Source organism: Pseudomonas sp. VE 267-6A (genome assembly GCF_024126555.1).
GTDB lineage: Bacteria > Pseudomonadota > Gammaproteobacteria > Pseudomonadales > Pseudomonadaceae > Aquipseudomonas > Aquipseudomonas palmensis.
The window spans coordinates 26,901-43,303 of sequence record NZ_JAMYBY010000001.1; the positions used below are offsets into that span (position 1 = coordinate 26,901).

The following is a 16,403-nucleotide window of genomic DNA, read 5'->3' on the forward strand; positions in this document are numbered from 1 at the left end:
GGCCTGGATCGATCAATGTTCGTACTCAAACGCACGGCGCTTTCGGCGCTATGCCTGTCCTTGATACTACCTTGTACCGCACAAGTTCTGGCGCAGGAAACGCCGGCCGCCGACGCCGATGCCGCGCCGGCCACGCGCGAGGCGCTGCCCGAGCGCAGCCAGGAAGACGCCCAGGCCCTGGAGCGGCAAGTGCCCAAGGATGAGCAGCAAACCCTGCAGGCCGGCAGCGACAGCTTCCTGGCCCTGTGGAAACCTGCCAACACCCCGGCACCCGAAGGCGTGGTGATCATCGTCCCGGGTGCCGGCGAGAGCGCCGACTGGCCACGCACCGTCGGCCCCCTGCGGCGCAAGTTCCCCGATGCAAAGTGGGCCAGTCTGAGCCTGAGCCTGCCGGATCTGCTGGCCGAGAGCCCGGTGGCCCGCAAGGAAACCCCGGCACCGCCCCCGCAACCGGACAAGGACGTGAAGGGCGCACCGGCCAAGGCCACGCCGGCCGATGCCAATGCCAACATCGCCCAGGCCACCGCAGCAGAAACCGAAAACAGCGAAAGCGCCGAAGCGCCCGCCAGTACCGATCCGGCGGCCAGTGAAAAGGCCGACGCCGAGCGTATCTTCGCCCGCCTGGATGCCGCCGTCGCCTACGCACAGCAGCAGAACGCACGCAGCGTGGTGCTGCTGGGCAGCGGCAGCGGTGCCTACTGGTCAGCCCGTTACATCAGCGAACGGCAACCGCCGCAGGTGCAAAAGCTGGTGATGGTCGCTGCGCAGAACCCGGCCCGCGTCGAACACAGCCTCGACAGCCTGGCCGCCACGCTCAAGCTGCCGACCGCCGACTTCTACTATGCCAACCAGGCCGGCGCCAGGCAGGCGGCCGTGAACCGCCTGCAGGCCAGCAAGCGACTCAAGGACAGCAGCTACCACCAGGTCGCCCTGACGGCCATGCCCGGCAACCAGGCTGCCGAGCAGGAGCAACTGTTCCGCCGCATTCGCGGCTGGCTGAGCCCGCAAGCGGTCGACTAGAAGCCGCGCCGCTTGCGTACCACCGCGTAGGCCTGATGCAGGTCCCGGGTACGCTCGGTGGCGTCGCGCACCTGCGCCGGGCTCGCGCCGCTACCCACCAGTTTGTCCGGATGATGCCGGCTGAGCAGGCGCCGGTAGGCCTGCTTGACCTGTACAGGCTCGGTCTCGGGTAACACCCCCAGCAAGCGCAGGGCCTCGGGATAGCTGATGCCCTGATTGCCCAGGGCCGCCCGGTGCGGCTCGTAGTCGCTGGCCAATGCCTGCACCCGGGTCGTCGACCAGCCCAGCTGCTGCCCCCACTGCATCAGCAGTTCGCGCTCGTGACGCCCTACCCGGCCATCGGCCCAGACCATGCGCCAGCAGGCACGCAGCAAGCCTTCGGCAGCATGGGGTTGCTGCTTGAGGCGACGCAGGTGCGGATGCAGGCGCTCGCTGCCGCTCTTGCCCCGGTTGAATGCGGCAATCGCGCGCAGACGTGCCGGTTCGCTCATCTCCAGGCGCTGCATTTCCTGACGCGCCTGCTGGATATGTCCGTCGACCACCCGCCCTTCACTCTTGGCCAGGCGCCCAAGCAGCACGAACAGCACTTCGTCGTCGCGCAGCACCGCGCGCCCGCCCAGACGCTCGCGCAGGTGCGCCCAACTGTGCAGTTGCAGACGGCGGTCCATCGCCTGACCGAGCAATGCCCCCAGCAACGCCCCTGGAATGCTGGCGATGGCAAAACCCGCTCCGGCACCAATCACTGTGCTCGGCCACAACATGTCAGCGGCGCTCGGCGAGCAGGCGCTCGACTTCGGCAAGGCGTTCAAGGGTACCGACATCCACCCACTGGCCAGTGAAATGCTCTCCACTGACCAGGCCCTTGGCCATCGCCTGGCGAAACAGCGGTGCCAGCTTGAAGGCGCCGGCCTGGCAACCGTCGAACAGTTCCGGGTGCAGCACGGCGATCCCGCTGTAGGTCAAGGTCGGCGAAACCGCGTCGGCATCCTTGACCTGCCCGGCCTGCAGGCGGAAATCACCTTTGCCGTGATGGCCCGGGTTGTCCACCAGCACCAGGTGCGCCAGCCCGGACAGCGACGCAGGCAGGCGGCTGAAGTCGTACTCGGTCCAGATGTCGCCGTTGATCAGCGCAAAAGGCGCGTCGCCAAGCAGCGGCAGCGCCTTGTAGATCCCGCCACCGGTTTCCAGTGGTTCGCCTTCGGCGGAATAGCGGATGCTCAGGCCCAGTTGCGCGCCATCGCCCAGGTGCTCTTCGATCTGCTGCCCCAGCCAGGCATGATTGATCACCACCTCGGTGAAGCCCGCCCTCGCCAGGGCGCGCAGGTGATACTCGATCAACGGCACGCCGGCTACCGGCACCAGTGGCTTGGGTGTATGCAGGGTCAGCGGGCGCATGCGCTCGCCCTTGCCTGCGGCCAGAATCATCGCCTTCATGCGCGCGCCCCGCCTGCGGCCTGCAGGCTGTCGATCAGTTCATCCAGCTCGGCCAGCTCAGGGCGGCGGGCGATCACTTCATCTATATAAGCAAAGAACCGCGGCACATCGGCCAGGTAGCGCGGCTTGCCGTCACGGTGGCAGATGCGCGCGAAGATGCCGATCACCTTGAGGTGGCGCTGCACGCCCATCAGGTCGCTGGCACGCTGGAAGTCCTCGAAATCGGCCTGCACCGGTACGCCCAGAGCCTGCGCCCGCTGCCAGTAGTCCTTGAGCCAGCCCTCTACCCGTGCCTGCGGCCAACTGAGGAAGGCGTCCTTGAACAGACAGGTGATGTCGTAGGTCACCGGGCCGTACACCGCATCCTGGAAATCCAGCACGCCCGGATTGGGCACACTCTGCATCAGGTTGCGCGGCATGTAGTCACGGTGCACCAGCACCTTGGGCTGGGCCAGGGCGCTGTCGATCAGCAGGCTGCTGATGCGTTGCCAGGCCGCCTGCTGCTCATTATTCATCTGCAGGCCCAGTTCACGGCCCACGTACCACTCTGGGAACAGCTCCAGCTCGCGGCGCAGCAGGGCCACGTCATAACTGGGCAACGGCGCCTGCATCGGCAGTTGCTGGAAGGCCAGCAGCGCCTGGATGGCATCGTCGAACAGGCCATCGGCGTTGTCGCTGGTGATCACATCGAGGTAGGTGTGGTTGCCCAGATCACTCAGCAGCAGGAAGCCGCGCTCGAGATCCTGAGCGTGAATTTGCGGCACATTGACCCCGGCGCTGGCCAATAAATGAGCAATTTCCACAAAAGGCCGGCAGTTTTCCTGCGGCGGCGGGGCATCCATCACAATAAAACTGCGTCCTTCGGCGGCCCAGCGGAAGTAGCGGCGAAAGCTCGCGTCGCTGCTGGCAGCGGTCAGGCAGCCCGCTGGAACCGGACCCCAGCCCTGTTTATGGAAAAGATTTGCCAGCTGTTCGGCCAGCCATACATTCAGGTGTTGCAGGCGTACATCATGTTCGGGCATTACATGGGTCTCCGACGGCCCTAGCCGTCAAGCGGGTCATGCTTTATTATCCAGCATCTTTTTCAGACCATCGAGAGGCGTGCGGCCCCACACGCGGGCAGATGGCACGCAGGAAGCCCGGACTAATAAGATGGCATTGAAATCCCCCGCGTTTCGTAAAAAATTCCCGTTGCTCGTCACCGGCGGTCTGCTGGCGATGCAACCCCTGGCCACGTCGTACGTGGTGGCTGCCGAGCAGTTCGACTGCCAAGTTTCCGCTGCCGGAGGTTGGGACTGCAAGCCCAAGACCAGCACCGCGAACCTGCCACCACGCCCTGTGCATGACGGTGCGGCGGTCAGCTCGGCCGGCGAAACGGCTGCCCAGAGCGCCGACGGCAGTGCCGAAGCGGCGGGCAAGGGCCCAGCACTCGTCACCGAAACCAAGGGGCGCGGCCTGAAGGCACGCAGCGCCGACTACAGCCATCTGGACTGGGTACCACGCGATCAGCTGACCCCTGCCCAGCTCGCCGAAGCCGGCCCGTATTGCTCCGGGGCCTACATCGAGCCAACCCGTCCGGGCATGGATGACACCACGCCCAAGGACGAGTCGCCGACCTTCATCGGTGCCAAGGTATCGCGCTACCAGCAGGAGCAGCAGATCGCCACCCTCGCCGGTGACGTGGTGATGCGCCAGGGCAGCATGCAGGTCGAGGCCGACGAGGCCAATCTGTATCAGGCCGAGAACCGTGGCGAACTGAGCGGCAACGTCAAGATCCGCGACAACGGTTCGCTGGTGGTTGGCGATCACGCCGACATCCAGCTCGACACCGGTGAAGCCAAGGTCGACAACGCCGAGTACGTGATGCACAAGTCGCGTATCCGCGGTAACGCGCTGTACGCCAAGCGTGCCGAAAACGCGATCATTCGCCTCAAGGACGGTACCTACACCACCTGCGAGCCGAACAGCAACGCCTGGCAGCTCAAGGGCAACAACATCACACTGAACCCGGCCACCGGCTTCGGTACCGCGACCAACGTCACCCTGCGGGTCAAGGATGTACCGGTGTTCTACACCCCGTACATCTACTTCCCGATCGATGACCGTCGCCAGTCCGGCTTCCTGCCGCCATCGTTCAGTACCAGCAGTGACACCGGCTTCATGCTGGTCACGCCGTACTACTTCAACCTGGCACCGAACTACGACGCCACCTTGTATCCACGCTACATGGCCAAGCGCGGCCTGTTGATGGAAGGCGAGTTCCGCTACCTGACCAAGTCCAGCGAAGGGCAGTTCGGTGGTGCGTGGCTGAATGACGAGGAGGACGAGCGCAAGCGCCAGTCCGACTACAAAGAAAAGCGCTGGATGATCAACTGGCAGCACAAGGGTGGCCTGGACGAGCGCCTGATGACCGAAGTCGATTACACCAAGATCAGTGATCCGTACTATTTCCAGGATCTGGAATCGGATCAGATCGGTGTCGAAAGCCGTGACTACCTCAACCAACAAGGTGCGCTGACCTACCGCGGCGATAACTACAGAGCGCGCCTGAACGTACAAGATTACCAGTTGGCAACCATCAGCAAGATCACGCCGTATGGCCGCCTGCCGCAGGTTACGTTCAACGGGAAACTGCCCTATAACCCTGGTGGGCTGGACTTTACCTACAACACCGAATTCGTTCGATTCGATCGCGACTTGCGCAAAGGTAGCTTCGTAGATAAAGACGGTATTTCCGCACCTTGGTATGACACCCGTGTTTCGGGCTTGGCTCGTGCCAACGGCGACCGGATCAATATTGCTCCCTCGATGAGCCTGCCGTTAAACGCATCGTATGGTTTCGTCAAGCCATCGCTGAAGTATGTCTACACCAACTATGAGCTGGACCTAGACCGCCAAGGCAAGGATTACCTGTTAACGCCGGCGAACTTAAACTCACCCACCAGGGAATCCTTCAACAGCTCACAAGACCGCAGCGTGCCCATTTTCAGCGTCGACAGTGGCCTTTACTTTGACCGCGACACGCAGTGGTTCGGAAAGGACTACCGCCAGACGCTGGAACCGCGCCTGTTCTACCTGTACGTCCCGTACAAGGACCAGACGGACATCCCGGTTTTCGACACCGGCGAATCGACGTTCAGCTATGCGTCCCTGTTCCGCGAAAACCGCTTCAGTGGCTCTGACCGCATCGGTGACGAGAACAAGCTGTCGCTGGGTGTGACCAACCGCTGGATCGAAGACAACGGCTTCGAACGTCAACGTTTGAGCGTTGGCCAGGCGCTTTACTTCAAGGATCGCAAGGTTCAGTTGCCGCGCATCGATTACCGCACACGCAACGACTCGCAATCCGATGTCTCGCCCTATGCACTTGAGTACCAGTTCCGCTTCAACCGAGACTGGCGCGTGAATTCCGATTTCAACTGGGACCCGGACAGCCGCAGCACGCGCTCCGGCAGCGCAATGTTCCACTACCAGCCGGAAGACAACGTCAACAAGATCGTCAACCTGGGTTATCGCTATCGCAACGACGTGGTTCGCTACGACCAGAGCACCGGCCGCTGGCAGGTGGGTGGTGGCGACTACGGCACCCCAGGCCAACCGGGCTACGTCAAGGACTACTACAAGATCCAGCAGCATGACTTCTCCGTCATGTGGCCGATCGTTCCGCAGTGGACCGCAATCGCCCGCTGGCAGCACGACTACAACCGCAACCGCACCCTGGAAGCCATGGGCGGTTTCGAATATGACAACTGCTGCTGGAAGCTGCGCCTGATCAACCGTTACTGGGTCGACTACGACGAGTTCAGCCAGGACGCACCCTCCAACGAAAAAGGCGACCATGGGATCTTCCTGCAGATCGTGCTGAAAGGCCTCGGTGGTGTAGTGGGTAAAAAGGTCGAAACTTTCCTCGACGAAGGCATTCAAGGTTACCGTGCACGTGAAGACCAAGCTTATTGATTGTCTGCGCCCGCTGATGCTGGGCGCTGTATTACTGAGCAGCACCGCGCACGCCGCGGTGCAGACCCTGGACAAGGTGGTGGCCATCGTCGATAACGACGTGGTCATGCAAAGCCAGCTGGACCAGCGCGTGCGCGAGGTCGAACAGACCATCGCCAAGCGCGGCGGCGCCACACCTCCGCCCGGCGTGCTCGACCAGCAGGTGCTGGAGCGCCTGATCGTGGAAAACCTGCAACTGCAGATTGGCGATCGCTCCGGCATCCGCATCACCGACGAAGAACTCAACCAGGCCATGGACACCATTGCCCAGCGCAACGGCATGAACATGAGCCAGTTCCGTGCGGCCCTGGCCCATGACGGCCTGTCGTTCGATGACGCCCGCGAGCAGGTCCGTCGCGAGATGATCATCAGCCGCGTGCGCCAGCGCCGGGTAGCCGAACGCATCCAGGTTTCGGAACAGGAAGTGAAGAACTTCCTCGCCTCGGACCTGGGCAAGATGCAGTTGTCCGAAGAGTTCCGCCTGGCCAACATCCTGATCCCGACCCCGGAAAGCGCCAACTCGGCGGCTATCCAGGCGGCTGGCCAGCAAGCGGCCGCGATCTACCAGCAGCTCAAGCAAGGCGCCGACTTCGCCCAGCTGGCGACTGCCCGTTCGGCCAGCGAGAACGCACTGGAAGGTGGCGAGATGGGCTGGCGCAAGGCCGCCCAGCTGCCACCTCCTTTCGATCGCCTGCTCAGCACCATGGCTGTGGGTGACGTCACCGAGCCTGTACGCACACCGGGTGGCTTCATCATCCTGAAGCTGCAGGAAAAGCGCGGCGGCCAGACACAGCTGCGCGACGAAGTGCATGTTCGCCACATCCTGATCAAGCCAAGCGAAGTGCGCAGCGAAGCCGCCACCCAGCAACTGGCGGAAAAGCTCTATGAACGCATCAGCGCCGGCGAAGATTTCGCCGAGCTGGCGAAGAGCTTCTCCGAAGATCCGGGTTCGGCACTCAATGGCGGCGACCTCAACTGGGTCGATCCGAACGCACTGGTACCCGAGTTCCGCGAAGTCATGGCCAGCACCCCTCAGGGTCAGCTGTCCAAGCCGTTCCAGACCCAATACGGCTGGCACGTACTGGAAGTCCTGGGTCGTCGCTCCACCGACAGCACCGAACAGGCACGCGAACAGCAAGCCATGAACGTGCTGCGCAACCGCAAGTACGACGAAGAGCTGCAAAGCTGGCTGCGTCAGATCCGCGACGAAGCCTATGTTGAAATCAAGCTTCCTGGCGCCGACCAGGCAGCCCAGTGAAACACCAGCGCTTCGCCCTGACACCCGGCGAGCCGGCCGGCATAGGACCAGACCTGTGCCTGCTGCTCGCCGAGCATGCCCAGCCCCACCCCCTGATCGCCATTACCAGTCGTGACCTGCTCGTCGAGCGGGCCGCGCAACTGGGCGTGGCCGTCACGCTGCTGCCTGTCAGCCCCGACGCCTTCCCGGATGCGCCTGCCCCTGCGGGCAGCCTGTACGTGTGGGACACGCCGCTGGCAAGCCGGGTAGTCGCCGGGCAGCTGGACAAACGCAACGCCGCCTTCGTACTGCAAACCCTGACCCGTGCGGGCCAGGGCTGCCTTGACGGGCACTTTGCCGGGATGATCACCGCGCCCGTGCACAAGGGCGTGATCAACGAAAGCGGCATTGCGTTTTCCGGGCATACCGAATTCCTCGCCGAGCTGACCCACACTGCGCAAGTGGTGATGATGCTTGCCACCCGCGGGCTGCGCGTGGCCCTGGTGACCACGCACCTGCCGCTGCGCGCAGTGGCCGACGCCATCACCGCCGAACGCCTGGAGCGGGTCACGCGGATCCTGCATGCCGACCTGCAGAGCAAGTTCGGCATCGCCCAGCCACGCATCCTGGTGTGCGGGCTCAACCCGCATGCGGGTGAAGGCGGCCACCTGGGCAGCGAAGAAATAGACATCATCGAACCGATATTGGCGCGCCTGCGCAGCGAAGGCATGGACCTGCGCGGCCCGTTGCCTGCCGACACCCTGTTTACCCCCAAATATCTGGAGCACTGCGACGCAGTGCTGGCGATGTACCACGACCAGGGCCTGCCGGTGCTCAAGTACAAGGGCTTCGGCGCCGCCTTGAACGTTACCCTGGGCCTGCCGATCATTCGCACATCGGTGGACCACGGCACTGCCCTGGACCTTGCCGGCACCGGCAGGATCGACACCGGCAGCCTGCAGGTAGCACTGGAAACCGCCTACCAGATGGCCGAGACCCATTTATGACCGAGCAATACCAACACAAGGCGCGCAAGCGCTTCGGCCAGAACTTTCTGCACGACGCCGGCGTCATCGACCGCATCCTGCGCTCGATCAGCGCCAAGGCAGGTGAGCGCCTGCTGGAAATCGGTCCGGGCCAGGGCGCCCTGACCCAGGGCCTGCTCAACAGCGGCGGCCAGCTGGATGTGGTGGAACTGGACAAGGACCTGGTACCGATCCTCAACCAGCAGTTCGCCGGCCGTGACAACTTCCGCCTGCACCAGGGCGATGCGCTCAAGTTCGACTTCACCAGCCTGGGCGCCGCGCCGCGCAGCCTGCGGGTGGTCGGCAACCTGCCGTACAACATCTCCACCCCACTGATCTTTCACCTGCTGGCCAACGCTGGACTGATCCGCGACATGCACTTCATGCTGCAGAAGGAAGTGGTCGAGCGCCTGGCCGCCGGCCCGGGCGGTGGCGACTGGGGCCGCCTGTCGATCATGGTGCAGTACCACTGCCGCGTGGAACACCTGTTCAACGTCGGCCCGGGGGCGTTCAACCCACCGCCCAAGGTCGATTCGGCCATCGTGCGCCTGGTACCCCACACCACCCTGCCACACCCGGCAAAGGATCATCGCCTGCTCGAGCGCATCGTGCGCGAAGCGTTCAACCAGCGCCGCAAGACACTGCGCAACACCTTGAAGGCCCTGCTCAGCAGCGACGAGATCGCCGCCGCCGGTGTCGATGGCAGCCTGCGCCCCGAGCAACTGGACCTGGCCGCCTTCGTGCGCCTGGCCGACAAGCTGGCCGAACAGCCGCAGTAACACCTGATAACGGCCGGTCATGCCCGCATGACTGGCCGGCAACCCCGCCGATAGCCTAGACTGATGCCATTGCCGTATTCGCGTCTGTTGCCAAGGCCCTCTTGAATGTCCGATCCCCGCTATCAGGTCGACGTCGACGTCGTCACCCGCTTCCTCAAAGAACATTCCGATCCCGAAAACGACCGCTTTGCCTTTGCCTACACCATTACCGTGCACAACAACGGTTCGGTGGCGGCCAAGCTGATGTCGCGTCACTGGCTCATCACCAATGGCGATGGCCAGGTGGAAGAGGTCAAGGGCGCCGGGGTGATCGGTCAGCAGCCGCTGATCGAGCCTGGCCAGAGCCACACCTACAGCAGTGGTGCCGTGCTCAGCACCCAGGTGGGCACCATGGAAGGCAGCTATCAGATGTTCGCCGAGGATGGCATCCGTTTCGAGGCCCCGATCAAGGCGTTCCGCCTGGCCGTACCCGGGTCGCTGCACTGATGGCGGTGTATGCCGTCGGCGATCTCCAGGGCTGCCTGCAACCGCTCAAATGCCTGCTCGAGCGGGTGAACTTCAACCCGTCGGTCGACCGCCTGTGGCTGGTCGGCGACCTGGTCAACCGCGGCCCCGAGTCGCTGGAAACCCTGCGCTATCTGTACGCCATGCGCGACTCGCTGGTGTGCGTGCTGGGCAACCACGACCTGCACCTGCTGGCCGCCTGGCACAACATCGAGCGCCTGAAGAAAAGCGACACCCTGCGCGAGATTCTCGATGCCCCGGATGCCGACGAACTGCTCGACTGGCTGCGCCGGCAAAAGCTGCTGCATTACGACGAGCAGCGCGGCGTGGCGATGGTGCATGCCGGCATTCCACCGCAGTGGACCCTGGGCAAGGCGCTGGAGCTGGCTGGCGAGGTCGAAGAAGTGCTACGCGATGACAATCGGCTCAAGCTCTATCTGGACGGCATGTACGGCAACGAGCCGAACAAGTGGAACAAGAACCTGGGCGGGGTCGAACGCCTGCGGGTCATCACCAATTATTTCACCCGCATGCGCTTCTGCACCGCCGAGGGCAAACTGGACCTCAAGGGCAAGGAAGGCGCCGACACCGCCCCACCCGGCTACAAACCGTGGTTCGCCCACAAGGGCCGTCGCTCGCGTCACGTGAAGATCATCTTTGGACACTGGGCAGCCCTCGAGGGCCGCTGCACCGAGCCAGGCGTGTACGCACTGGATACCGGCTGTGTGTGGGGCGGTGCGATGACCCTGTTCAATGTCGATACCGGCCAGTACCACCGCTGCGAGTGCACCGAAGAAGGCACCGTACGCCCGCTGGCCAGCCCCGTGCAACCGGCTAGAATAGCCGATCAATCCTGAAGGACCCGCCCATGAGCGAATTCAAACGTATCCCTCCAGAGCAGGCTCAGGCGCTGCGTGCGCAAGGCGCCGTGGTGGTCGATATCCGCGACCAGCCCACCTTTGCCAACGGCCACATCACCGGCGCCCGCCACCTGGACAACCAGTCGGTCGCCGATTTCATCCGCGGCGCCGACCTCGACGCCCCCACCGTGGTGGTCTGCTACCACGGCAACTCCAGCCAGAGCGCGGCCGCGTATCTGGTCAGCCAGGGTTTTTCCGACGTCTACAGCCTCGACGGCGGCTTCGAGCTGTGGCGCGCCACCTTCCCGGCAGAAACCGCCCAGGGCTCTGCCGAATAATTTTTTTGTTGGCCTGCAGCCCGCGCCCTGCGCGGGCTCGCGCCAGACCAGACGAACGGTCGTGGCGAACTAATCGCCCAACCGCCCTTGACCTCGCCGATTACCAACTATCCTTAAGCCCAGGCCATCCAAAAAGGGGAGAGCCGGTACACCGGCGTGCGGGTCATCGGTAAGGTTCCAAGGGTGTTCTGGGGGGTATACAGCAGGCGGCAGTGCCGTCTGCATGCCAGCATCAACTGATCGATCCGACGTCGGCTCCACGTATCGAGCGAGGTGACGTCATGAGTATTTTTAGCCACTTCCAACAACGTTTCGAGTCCACCCGTCAGGAAGAGCTCTCGCTGCAGGAGTATCTTGAGCTCTGCAAGCAGGACCGTAGTGCCTATGCGTCGGCGGCCGAACGCCTGTTGATGGCTATTGGTGAGCCGGAACTGGTCGACACGTCGAACAATTCGCGGCTGTCGCGGATCTTCTCCAACAAGGTGATCCGGCGCTACCCCGCCTTCGAAGACTTCCATGGGATGGAAGAATGCATCGACCAGATCGTTTCCTACTTCCGCCATGCCGCACAGGGCCTGGAGGAAAAGAAACAGATCCTCTACCTGCTCGGCCCGGTGGGTGGCGGCAAGTCGTCCCTGGCTGAAAAACTCAAGCAACTGATGGAAAAGGTGCCCTTCTACGCCATCAAGGGCTCGCCGGTGTTCGAGTCCCCGCTGGGGCTGTTCAACGCCACCGAGGACGGCGCCATCCTCGAAGAGGACTTCGGCATCCCGCGCCGCTACCTGAACACCATCATGTCGCCCTGGGCGACCAAGCGCCTGGCCGAGTTCGGCGGCGACATCAGCCAGTTCAAGGTGGTCAAGCTCTACCCCTCGATCCTCAACCAGATCGCCGTGGCCAAGACCGAGCCGGGCGACGAGAACAACCAGGACATCTCGGCGCTGGTGGGCAAGGTCGATATCCGCAAGCTCGAGGAATTCCCGCAGAACGACGCCGACGCCTACAGCTATTCGGGCGCACTGTGCCGGGCAAACCAGGGCCTGATGGAATTCGTCGAGATGTTCAAGGCACCAATCAAGGTCCTGCACCCGCTGCTCACCGCCACCCAGGAGGGCAACTACAACAGCACCGAGGGCCTCGGCGCCATCCCCTACTCCGGGATTCTGCTGGCCCACTCCAACGAATCGGAATGGCACAGCTTTCGCAACAACAAGAACAACGAGGCGTTCATCGACCGGATCTACATCGTCAAGGTGCCGTACTGCCTGCGCGTGAGCGACGAGATCAAGATCTACGACAAGCTGCTGTTCAACAGCTCCCTGGCCAAGGCCCACTGCGCACCCGACACCCTGAAGATGCTGGCCCAGTTCACGGTGCTGTCGCGCCTCAAGGAGCCGGAGAACTCGAACATCTACTCCAAGATGCGCGTGTATGACGGCGAGAACCTCAAGGACACCGATCCGAAGGCCAAGTCGATCCAGGAGTACCGCGACTCGGCCGGTGTCGACGAAGGCATGAACGGTCTGTCGACCCGCTTCGCCTTCAAGATCCTGTCCAAGGTGTTCAACTTCGACCCCCATGAAATCGCGGCCAACCCGGTGCACCTGCTGTACGTGCTGGAGCAGCAGATCGAACAGGAACAGTTCCCGGCCGAGGTGCGCGAGCGCTACCTGCGCTACCTCAAGGAATACCTGGCACCGCGCTACATCGAGTTCATCGGCAAGGAAATCCAGACCGCCTACCTGGAGTCCTACAGCGAATACGGGCAGAACATCTTCGACCGTTATGTGCTGTACGCCGACTTCTGGATTCAGGACCAGGAGTACCGCGACCCCGAAACCGGCGAGATCCTCAACCGCATCGCCCTCAACGAGGAGCTGGAGAAGATCGAGAAACCGGCTGGCATCAGCAATCCGAAGGATTTCCGCAACGAGATCGTCAACTTCGTGCTGCGCGCCCGGGCCAACAACAACGGCAAGAACCCGACCTGGCTGAGCTACGAAAAACTGCGGGTGGTGATCGAGAAGAAAATGTTCTCCAACACCGAAGACCTGCTGCCGGTCATCAGCTTCAACGCCAAGGCGAGCAAGGAGGACCAGCAGAAGCACAACGACTTCGTTACGCGAATGGTCGAACGCGGCTACACGGACAAACAGGTCCGGCTGCTCTCGGAATGGTACCTGCGGGTCAGGAAATCGCAATAAGCGGCAAGCGTCAGGCTGTCAGCGGCAAGCCCGGAGTACGCGCCGGGCCTGCAGCGACAGCGCTGCCCATCTTGAAGCTAGAAGCTTGAAGCTTGCAGCTACTGCCTACTCCCGGAGGGGCCTATGAGCTATGTGATCGACCGACGCCTGAACGGCAAGAACAAGAGCACGGTCAACCGCCAGCGCTTTCTGCGGCGTTACCGTGACCACATCAAGAAGGCCGTCGAAGAGGCCGTGAGCCGTCGCTCCATCACCGACATGGAGCATGGCGAGCAGATCAGCATTCCTGGCCGGGATATCGACGAACCGGTACTGCACCATGGACGCGGCGGCAAGCAGACCGTCGTACACCCGGGCAACAAGGAGTTCACCGCCGGCGAGCATATCGCGCGCCCGCAGGGCGGCGGTGGAGGCGGCGGCAAGGGCAAGGCCGGCAATTCCGGCGAAGGCATGGACGAGTTCGTCTTCCAGATCACCCAGGAAGAATTCCTCGAGTTCATGTTCGAAGACCTCGAGCTGCCCAATCTGGTCAAGCGTCACCTGACCGGCACCGACACCTTCAAGACCGTGCGCGCGGGCATCAGCAATGAAGGCAACCCCTCGCGCATCAATATCATCCGCACCCTGCGCTCAGCCCATGCGCGGCGCATTGCGCTGTCGGGCAGCAGCCGCGCCAAACTGCGCGCCGCCCAGGAAGAACTTGCACGTCTGAAGCGCGAAGAGCCGGACAACTTCGGCGATATCCAGGAAATCGAAGGGGAAATAGAACGTCTGAGTGCACGTATCCACCGCGTACCCTTTCTCGACACCTTCGACCTCAAGTACAACCTGCTGGTCAAGCAGCCCAACCCCAGTTCCAAGGCCGTGATGTTCTGTCTGATGGACGTGTCCGGCTCCATGACCCAGGCCACCAAGGACATCGCCAAGCGCTTCTTCATCCTGCTGTACCTGTTCCTGAAGCGAAACTACGACAAGATCGAGGTGGTGTTCATCCGCCATCACACCAGCGCGCGCGAAGTGGATGAGGAAGAGTTCTTCTATTCCCGCGAGACGGGCGGCACCATCGTCTCCAGCGCCCTGAAACTGATGCAGGAAATCATGGCCGAGCGCTATCAGGCCAGCGAATGGAACATCTACGCGGCCCAGGCTTCGGACGGTGACAACTGGAACGACGACTCGCCCATCTGCCGCGAGATCCTCACCAAGCAGATCATGCCGTTCGTGCAGTACTACACTTATGTCGAGATCACCCCTCGCGAGCACCAGGCCTTGTGGTTCGAATACGAACGCATCGGCGAAGCCTTCGCCGATACCTTCGCCCAGCAGCAGCTGGTGTCGGCCGGCGATATCTACCCGGTCTTCCGTGAACTCTTCCAGCGCAGGTTAGCCACATGACCGCCAGAGAGCAGAAGCGCCAACCCCTTTCCACCGGGTCCGAGTGGACGTTCGAGCTGATCCAGGCCTACGACCGCGAAATCAGTCGCCTGGCCGAGCGCTACGCCCTGGACACCTACCCCAACCAGATCGAGGTGATTACCGCCGAGCAGATGATGGACGCCTATGCGTCGGTCGGCATGCCCCTGGGCTATCACCACTGGTCATACGGCAAGCATTTCCTGAGTACAGAAAAATCGTACAGTCGCGGCCAGATGGGCCTGGCCTACGAAATCGTGATCAATTCCGACCCCTGCATCGCCTACCTGATGGAGGAGAACACCATCTGCATGCAGGCGCTGGTGGTAGCGCACGCGTGCTACGGGCACAACAGCTTCTTCAAGGGCAACTACCTGTTCCGCACCTGGACCGACGCCAGCTCGATCATCGACTACCTGGTGTTCGCCAAGCAGTACATCACCCAGTGCGAGGAGCGCCACGGCATCGACGCGGTGGAAGACCTGCTGGACTCCTGCCATGCCCTGATGAACTACGGCGTCGACCGCTACAAGCGGCCCTACCCGATCTCCGCCGAAGAAGAGCGTCGCCGCCAGAAGGACCGCGAAGAACACCTGCAAAAGCAGATCAACGACCTGTGGCGCACCATTCCCAAGGGCACCGACAAGTACAACGAGAAAGACAACGCGCGCTTCCCGGCCGAACCGCAGGAAAACATCCTGTACTTCATCGAGAAGCACGCCCCGCTGCTCGAACCCTGGCAACGCGAGATCGTGCGCATCGTGCGCAAGATCGCACAGTACTTCTACCCGCAACGCCAGACCCAGGTGATGAACGAAGGCTGGGCGACCTTCTGGCACTACACCCTGATGAACGACCTGTACGACGAAGGCCTCGTGACCGAGGGCTTCATGATGGAGTTTCTGCAGTCGCACACCAGCGTGGTGTTCCAGCCAGGCTTCGACAGCCCCTATTACAGCGGCATCAACCCCTATGCCCTGGGTTTTGCCATGTACCGCGACATCCGGCGCATGTGCGAGCACCCCACAGAGGAAGACCGCCGGTGGTTCCCCGAGATTGCCGGCAGCGACTGGCTGTCGACCATCAAGTTCGCCATGAGCAGCTTCAAGGACGAGAGCTTCATCCTGCAGTACCTGTCGCCCACGGTGATTCGCGACCTCAAGCTGTTCAGCATCCTGGACGACGACCAGAAGGACGACCTGCTGGTACCGGCCATCCACGACGAAGCAGGCTACCGCACCATCCGCGAGATCCTGGCCGCGCAATACAACCTGGGCAACCGCGAACCCAACGTGCAGATCTGGAGCATAGACCGGCGTGGCGACCGCTCGCTGACGCTGCGTCACCAGCAACATGACCGCAAACCGCTGGGCGACTCCACCGACGAGGTGCTCAAGCACCTGCACCGCCTGTGGGGCTTCGACATCCATCTGGAGACCCTGCAAGGCGACCAGGTGATGAAGACCCACCACGTCCCCCCAAAGGGCGAACACGGCGAAGGTGACTACGGACGGCTGGACCTGGCTGTCGTCCACCTGTAGCCGCCCGCGCCAACCTCCGTTGTGGCCAGACAGGGTATCCTGTGGCCTCAAC

The 16,403-nt window shown here is 62.7% G+C and carries 14 protein-coding genes; 11 read left to right on the plus strand and 3 right to left on the minus strand.

Going from position 1 to position 16,403, the window contains the following annotated elements:
- Positions 1–15: 15 nt before the first annotated feature.
- Complete coding sequence (locus NJH59_RS00145; RefSeq protein WP_253086202.1) at positions 16–1,020, plus strand: alpha/beta hydrolase family protein; 1,005 nt, start codon at positions 16–18, stop codon at positions 1,018–1,020.
- On the opposite strand, the gene NJH59_RS00150 is transcribed toward NJH59_RS00145, so the two are convergent.
- From NJH59_RS00150 to NJH59_RS00160, 3 genes are read right to left on the minus strand one after another with little or no spacing between them, the layout of a single operon-like run.
- Positions 1,017–1,781 carry a TerB family tellurite resistance protein gene (locus tag NJH59_RS00150; RefSeq protein ID WP_043863761.1) on the minus strand — a complete coding sequence of 255 codons (765 nt, stop codon included), beginning with the start codon at positions 1,779–1,781 and terminating at the stop codon, positions 1,017–1,019. The two genes, NJH59_RS00145 and NJH59_RS00150, sit on opposite strands and share 4 nt — an antisense overlap.
- Before the next feature lies 1 nt (position 1,782).
- Positions 1,783–2,454: an N-acetylmuramate alpha-1-phosphate uridylyltransferase MurU gene (murU, locus tag NJH59_RS00155; protein WP_043863760.1), complete on the minus strand. Its 672-nt coding sequence runs from the start codon at positions 2,452–2,454 to the stop codon at positions 1,783–1,785.
- Positions 2,451–3,476 (minus strand): phosphotransferase, encoded by a 1,026-nt coding sequence (locus tag NJH59_RS00160; RefSeq protein WP_253086203.1) that lies wholly within the window; start codon positions 3,474–3,476, stop codon positions 2,451–2,453. The genes murU and NJH59_RS00160 overlap by 4 nt, the downstream gene beginning before the upstream one ends.
- A gap of 130 nt (positions 3,477–3,606) precedes the next feature.
- Here NJH59_RS00160 and NJH59_RS00165 point away from each other — a divergent pair, with 130 nt between their 5' ends.
- The 10 genes from NJH59_RS00165 to NJH59_RS00210 all read left to right on the plus strand — a co-directional run bounded on the left by NJH59_RS00165 (position 3,607) and on the right by NJH59_RS00210 (position 16,351).
- The gene (locus NJH59_RS00165; RefSeq protein WP_253086204.1) at positions 3,607–6,411 is read left to right on the plus strand and encodes an LPS-assembly protein LptD; all 2,805 of its coding nucleotides are present in this window, start codon (positions 3,607–3,609) and stop codon (positions 6,409–6,411) included.
- Complete coding sequence (locus NJH59_RS00170; protein WP_043863757.1) at positions 6,392–7,708, plus strand: peptidylprolyl isomerase; 1,317 nt, start codon at positions 6,392–6,394, stop codon at positions 7,706–7,708. Before NJH59_RS00165 ends, NJH59_RS00170 begins: the two co-directional genes overlap by 20 nt.
- Positions 7,705–8,694, plus strand: coding sequence for a 4-hydroxythreonine-4-phosphate dehydrogenase PdxA (gene pdxA, locus NJH59_RS00175; protein ID WP_253086205.1), 990 nt, complete (start codon positions 7,705–7,707; stop codon positions 8,692–8,694). The genes NJH59_RS00170 and pdxA overlap by 4 nt, the downstream gene beginning before the upstream one ends.
- Positions 8,691–9,491 (plus strand): 16S rRNA (adenine(1518)-N(6)/adenine(1519)-N(6))-dimethyltransferase RsmA, encoded by an 801-nt coding sequence (gene rsmA / locus NJH59_RS00180; protein ID WP_253086206.1) that lies wholly within the window; start codon positions 8,691–8,693, stop codon positions 9,489–9,491. The genes pdxA and rsmA overlap by 4 nt, the downstream gene beginning before the upstream one ends.
- A gap of 105 nt (positions 9,492–9,596) precedes the next feature.
- On the plus strand, positions 9,597–9,977 hold the full coding sequence (gene apaG / locus NJH59_RS00185) for a Co2+/Mg2+ efflux protein ApaG (RefSeq protein WP_043863754.1): 381 nt from the start codon (positions 9,597–9,599) through the stop codon (positions 9,975–9,977).
- Positions 9,977–10,852: a symmetrical bis(5'-nucleosyl)-tetraphosphatase gene (locus NJH59_RS00190; protein WP_116052338.1), complete on the plus strand. Its 876-nt coding sequence runs from the start codon at positions 9,977–9,979 to the stop codon at positions 10,850–10,852. Before apaG ends, NJH59_RS00190 begins: the two co-directional genes overlap by 1 nt.
- Positions 10,853–10,863: 11 nt before the next feature.
- Positions 10,864–11,193, plus strand: coding sequence for a thiosulfate sulfurtransferase GlpE (gene glpE, locus NJH59_RS00195; protein ID WP_043863752.1), 330 nt, complete (start codon positions 10,864–10,866; stop codon positions 11,191–11,193).
- A gap of 281 nt (positions 11,194–11,474) precedes the next feature.
- Positions 11,475–13,397: a PrkA family serine protein kinase gene (locus NJH59_RS00200; protein ID WP_043863751.1), complete on the plus strand. Its 1,923-nt coding sequence runs from the start codon at positions 11,475–11,477 to the stop codon at positions 13,395–13,397.
- 123 nt (positions 13,398–13,520) lie between these two features.
- Positions 13,521–14,792: a YeaH/YhbH family protein gene (locus NJH59_RS00205; RefSeq protein WP_043863750.1), complete on the plus strand. Its 1,272-nt coding sequence runs from the start codon at positions 13,521–13,523 to the stop codon at positions 14,790–14,792.
- Positions 14,789–16,351: a SpoVR family protein gene (locus NJH59_RS00210; RefSeq protein ID WP_043863749.1), complete on the plus strand. Its 1,563-nt coding sequence runs from the start codon at positions 14,789–14,791 to the stop codon at positions 16,349–16,351. The genes NJH59_RS00205 and NJH59_RS00210 overlap by 4 nt, the downstream gene beginning before the upstream one ends.
- Positions 16,352–16,403 lie beyond the last annotated feature (52 nt).

Coding starts and splice junctions, on each gene's coding strand:
- NJH59_RS00145 (WP_253086202.1), top strand. CDS start 16: ATGTTCGTACTCAAACGCACGGCGCTTTCGGCGCTATGCCTGTCCTTG.
- NJH59_RS00150 (WP_043863761.1), bottom strand. CDS start 1,781: ATGTTGTGGCCGAGCACAGTGATTGGTGCCGGAGCGGGTTTTGCCATC.
- murU (WP_043863760.1), bottom strand. CDS start 2,454: ATGAAGGCGATGATTCTGGCCGCAGGCAAGGGCGAGCGCATGCGCCCG.
- NJH59_RS00160 (WP_253086203.1), bottom strand. CDS start 3,476: ATGCCCGAACATGATGTACGCCTGCAACACCTGAATGTATGGCTGGCC.
- NJH59_RS00165 (WP_253086204.1), top strand. CDS start 3,607: ATGGCATTGAAATCCCCCGCGTTTCGTAAAAAATTCCCGTTGCTCGTC.
- rsmA (WP_253086206.1), top strand. CDS start 8,691: ATGACCGAGCAATACCAACACAAGGCGCGCAAGCGCTTCGGCCAGAAC.
- apaG (WP_043863754.1), top strand. CDS start 9,597: ATGTCCGATCCCCGCTATCAGGTCGACGTCGACGTCGTCACCCGCTTC.
- NJH59_RS00190 (WP_116052338.1), top strand. CDS start 9,977: ATGGCGGTGTATGCCGTCGGCGATCTCCAGGGCTGCCTGCAACCGCTC.
- glpE (WP_043863752.1), top strand. CDS start 10,864: ATGAGCGAATTCAAACGTATCCCTCCAGAGCAGGCTCAGGCGCTGCGT.
- NJH59_RS00200 (WP_043863751.1), top strand. CDS start 11,475: ATGAGTATTTTTAGCCACTTCCAACAACGTTTCGAGTCCACCCGTCAG.
- NJH59_RS00205 (WP_043863750.1), top strand. CDS start 13,521: ATGAGCTATGTGATCGACCGACGCCTGAACGGCAAGAACAAGAGCACG.
- NJH59_RS00210 (WP_043863749.1), top strand. CDS start 14,789: ATGACCGCCAGAGAGCAGAAGCGCCAACCCCTTTCCACCGGGTCCGAG.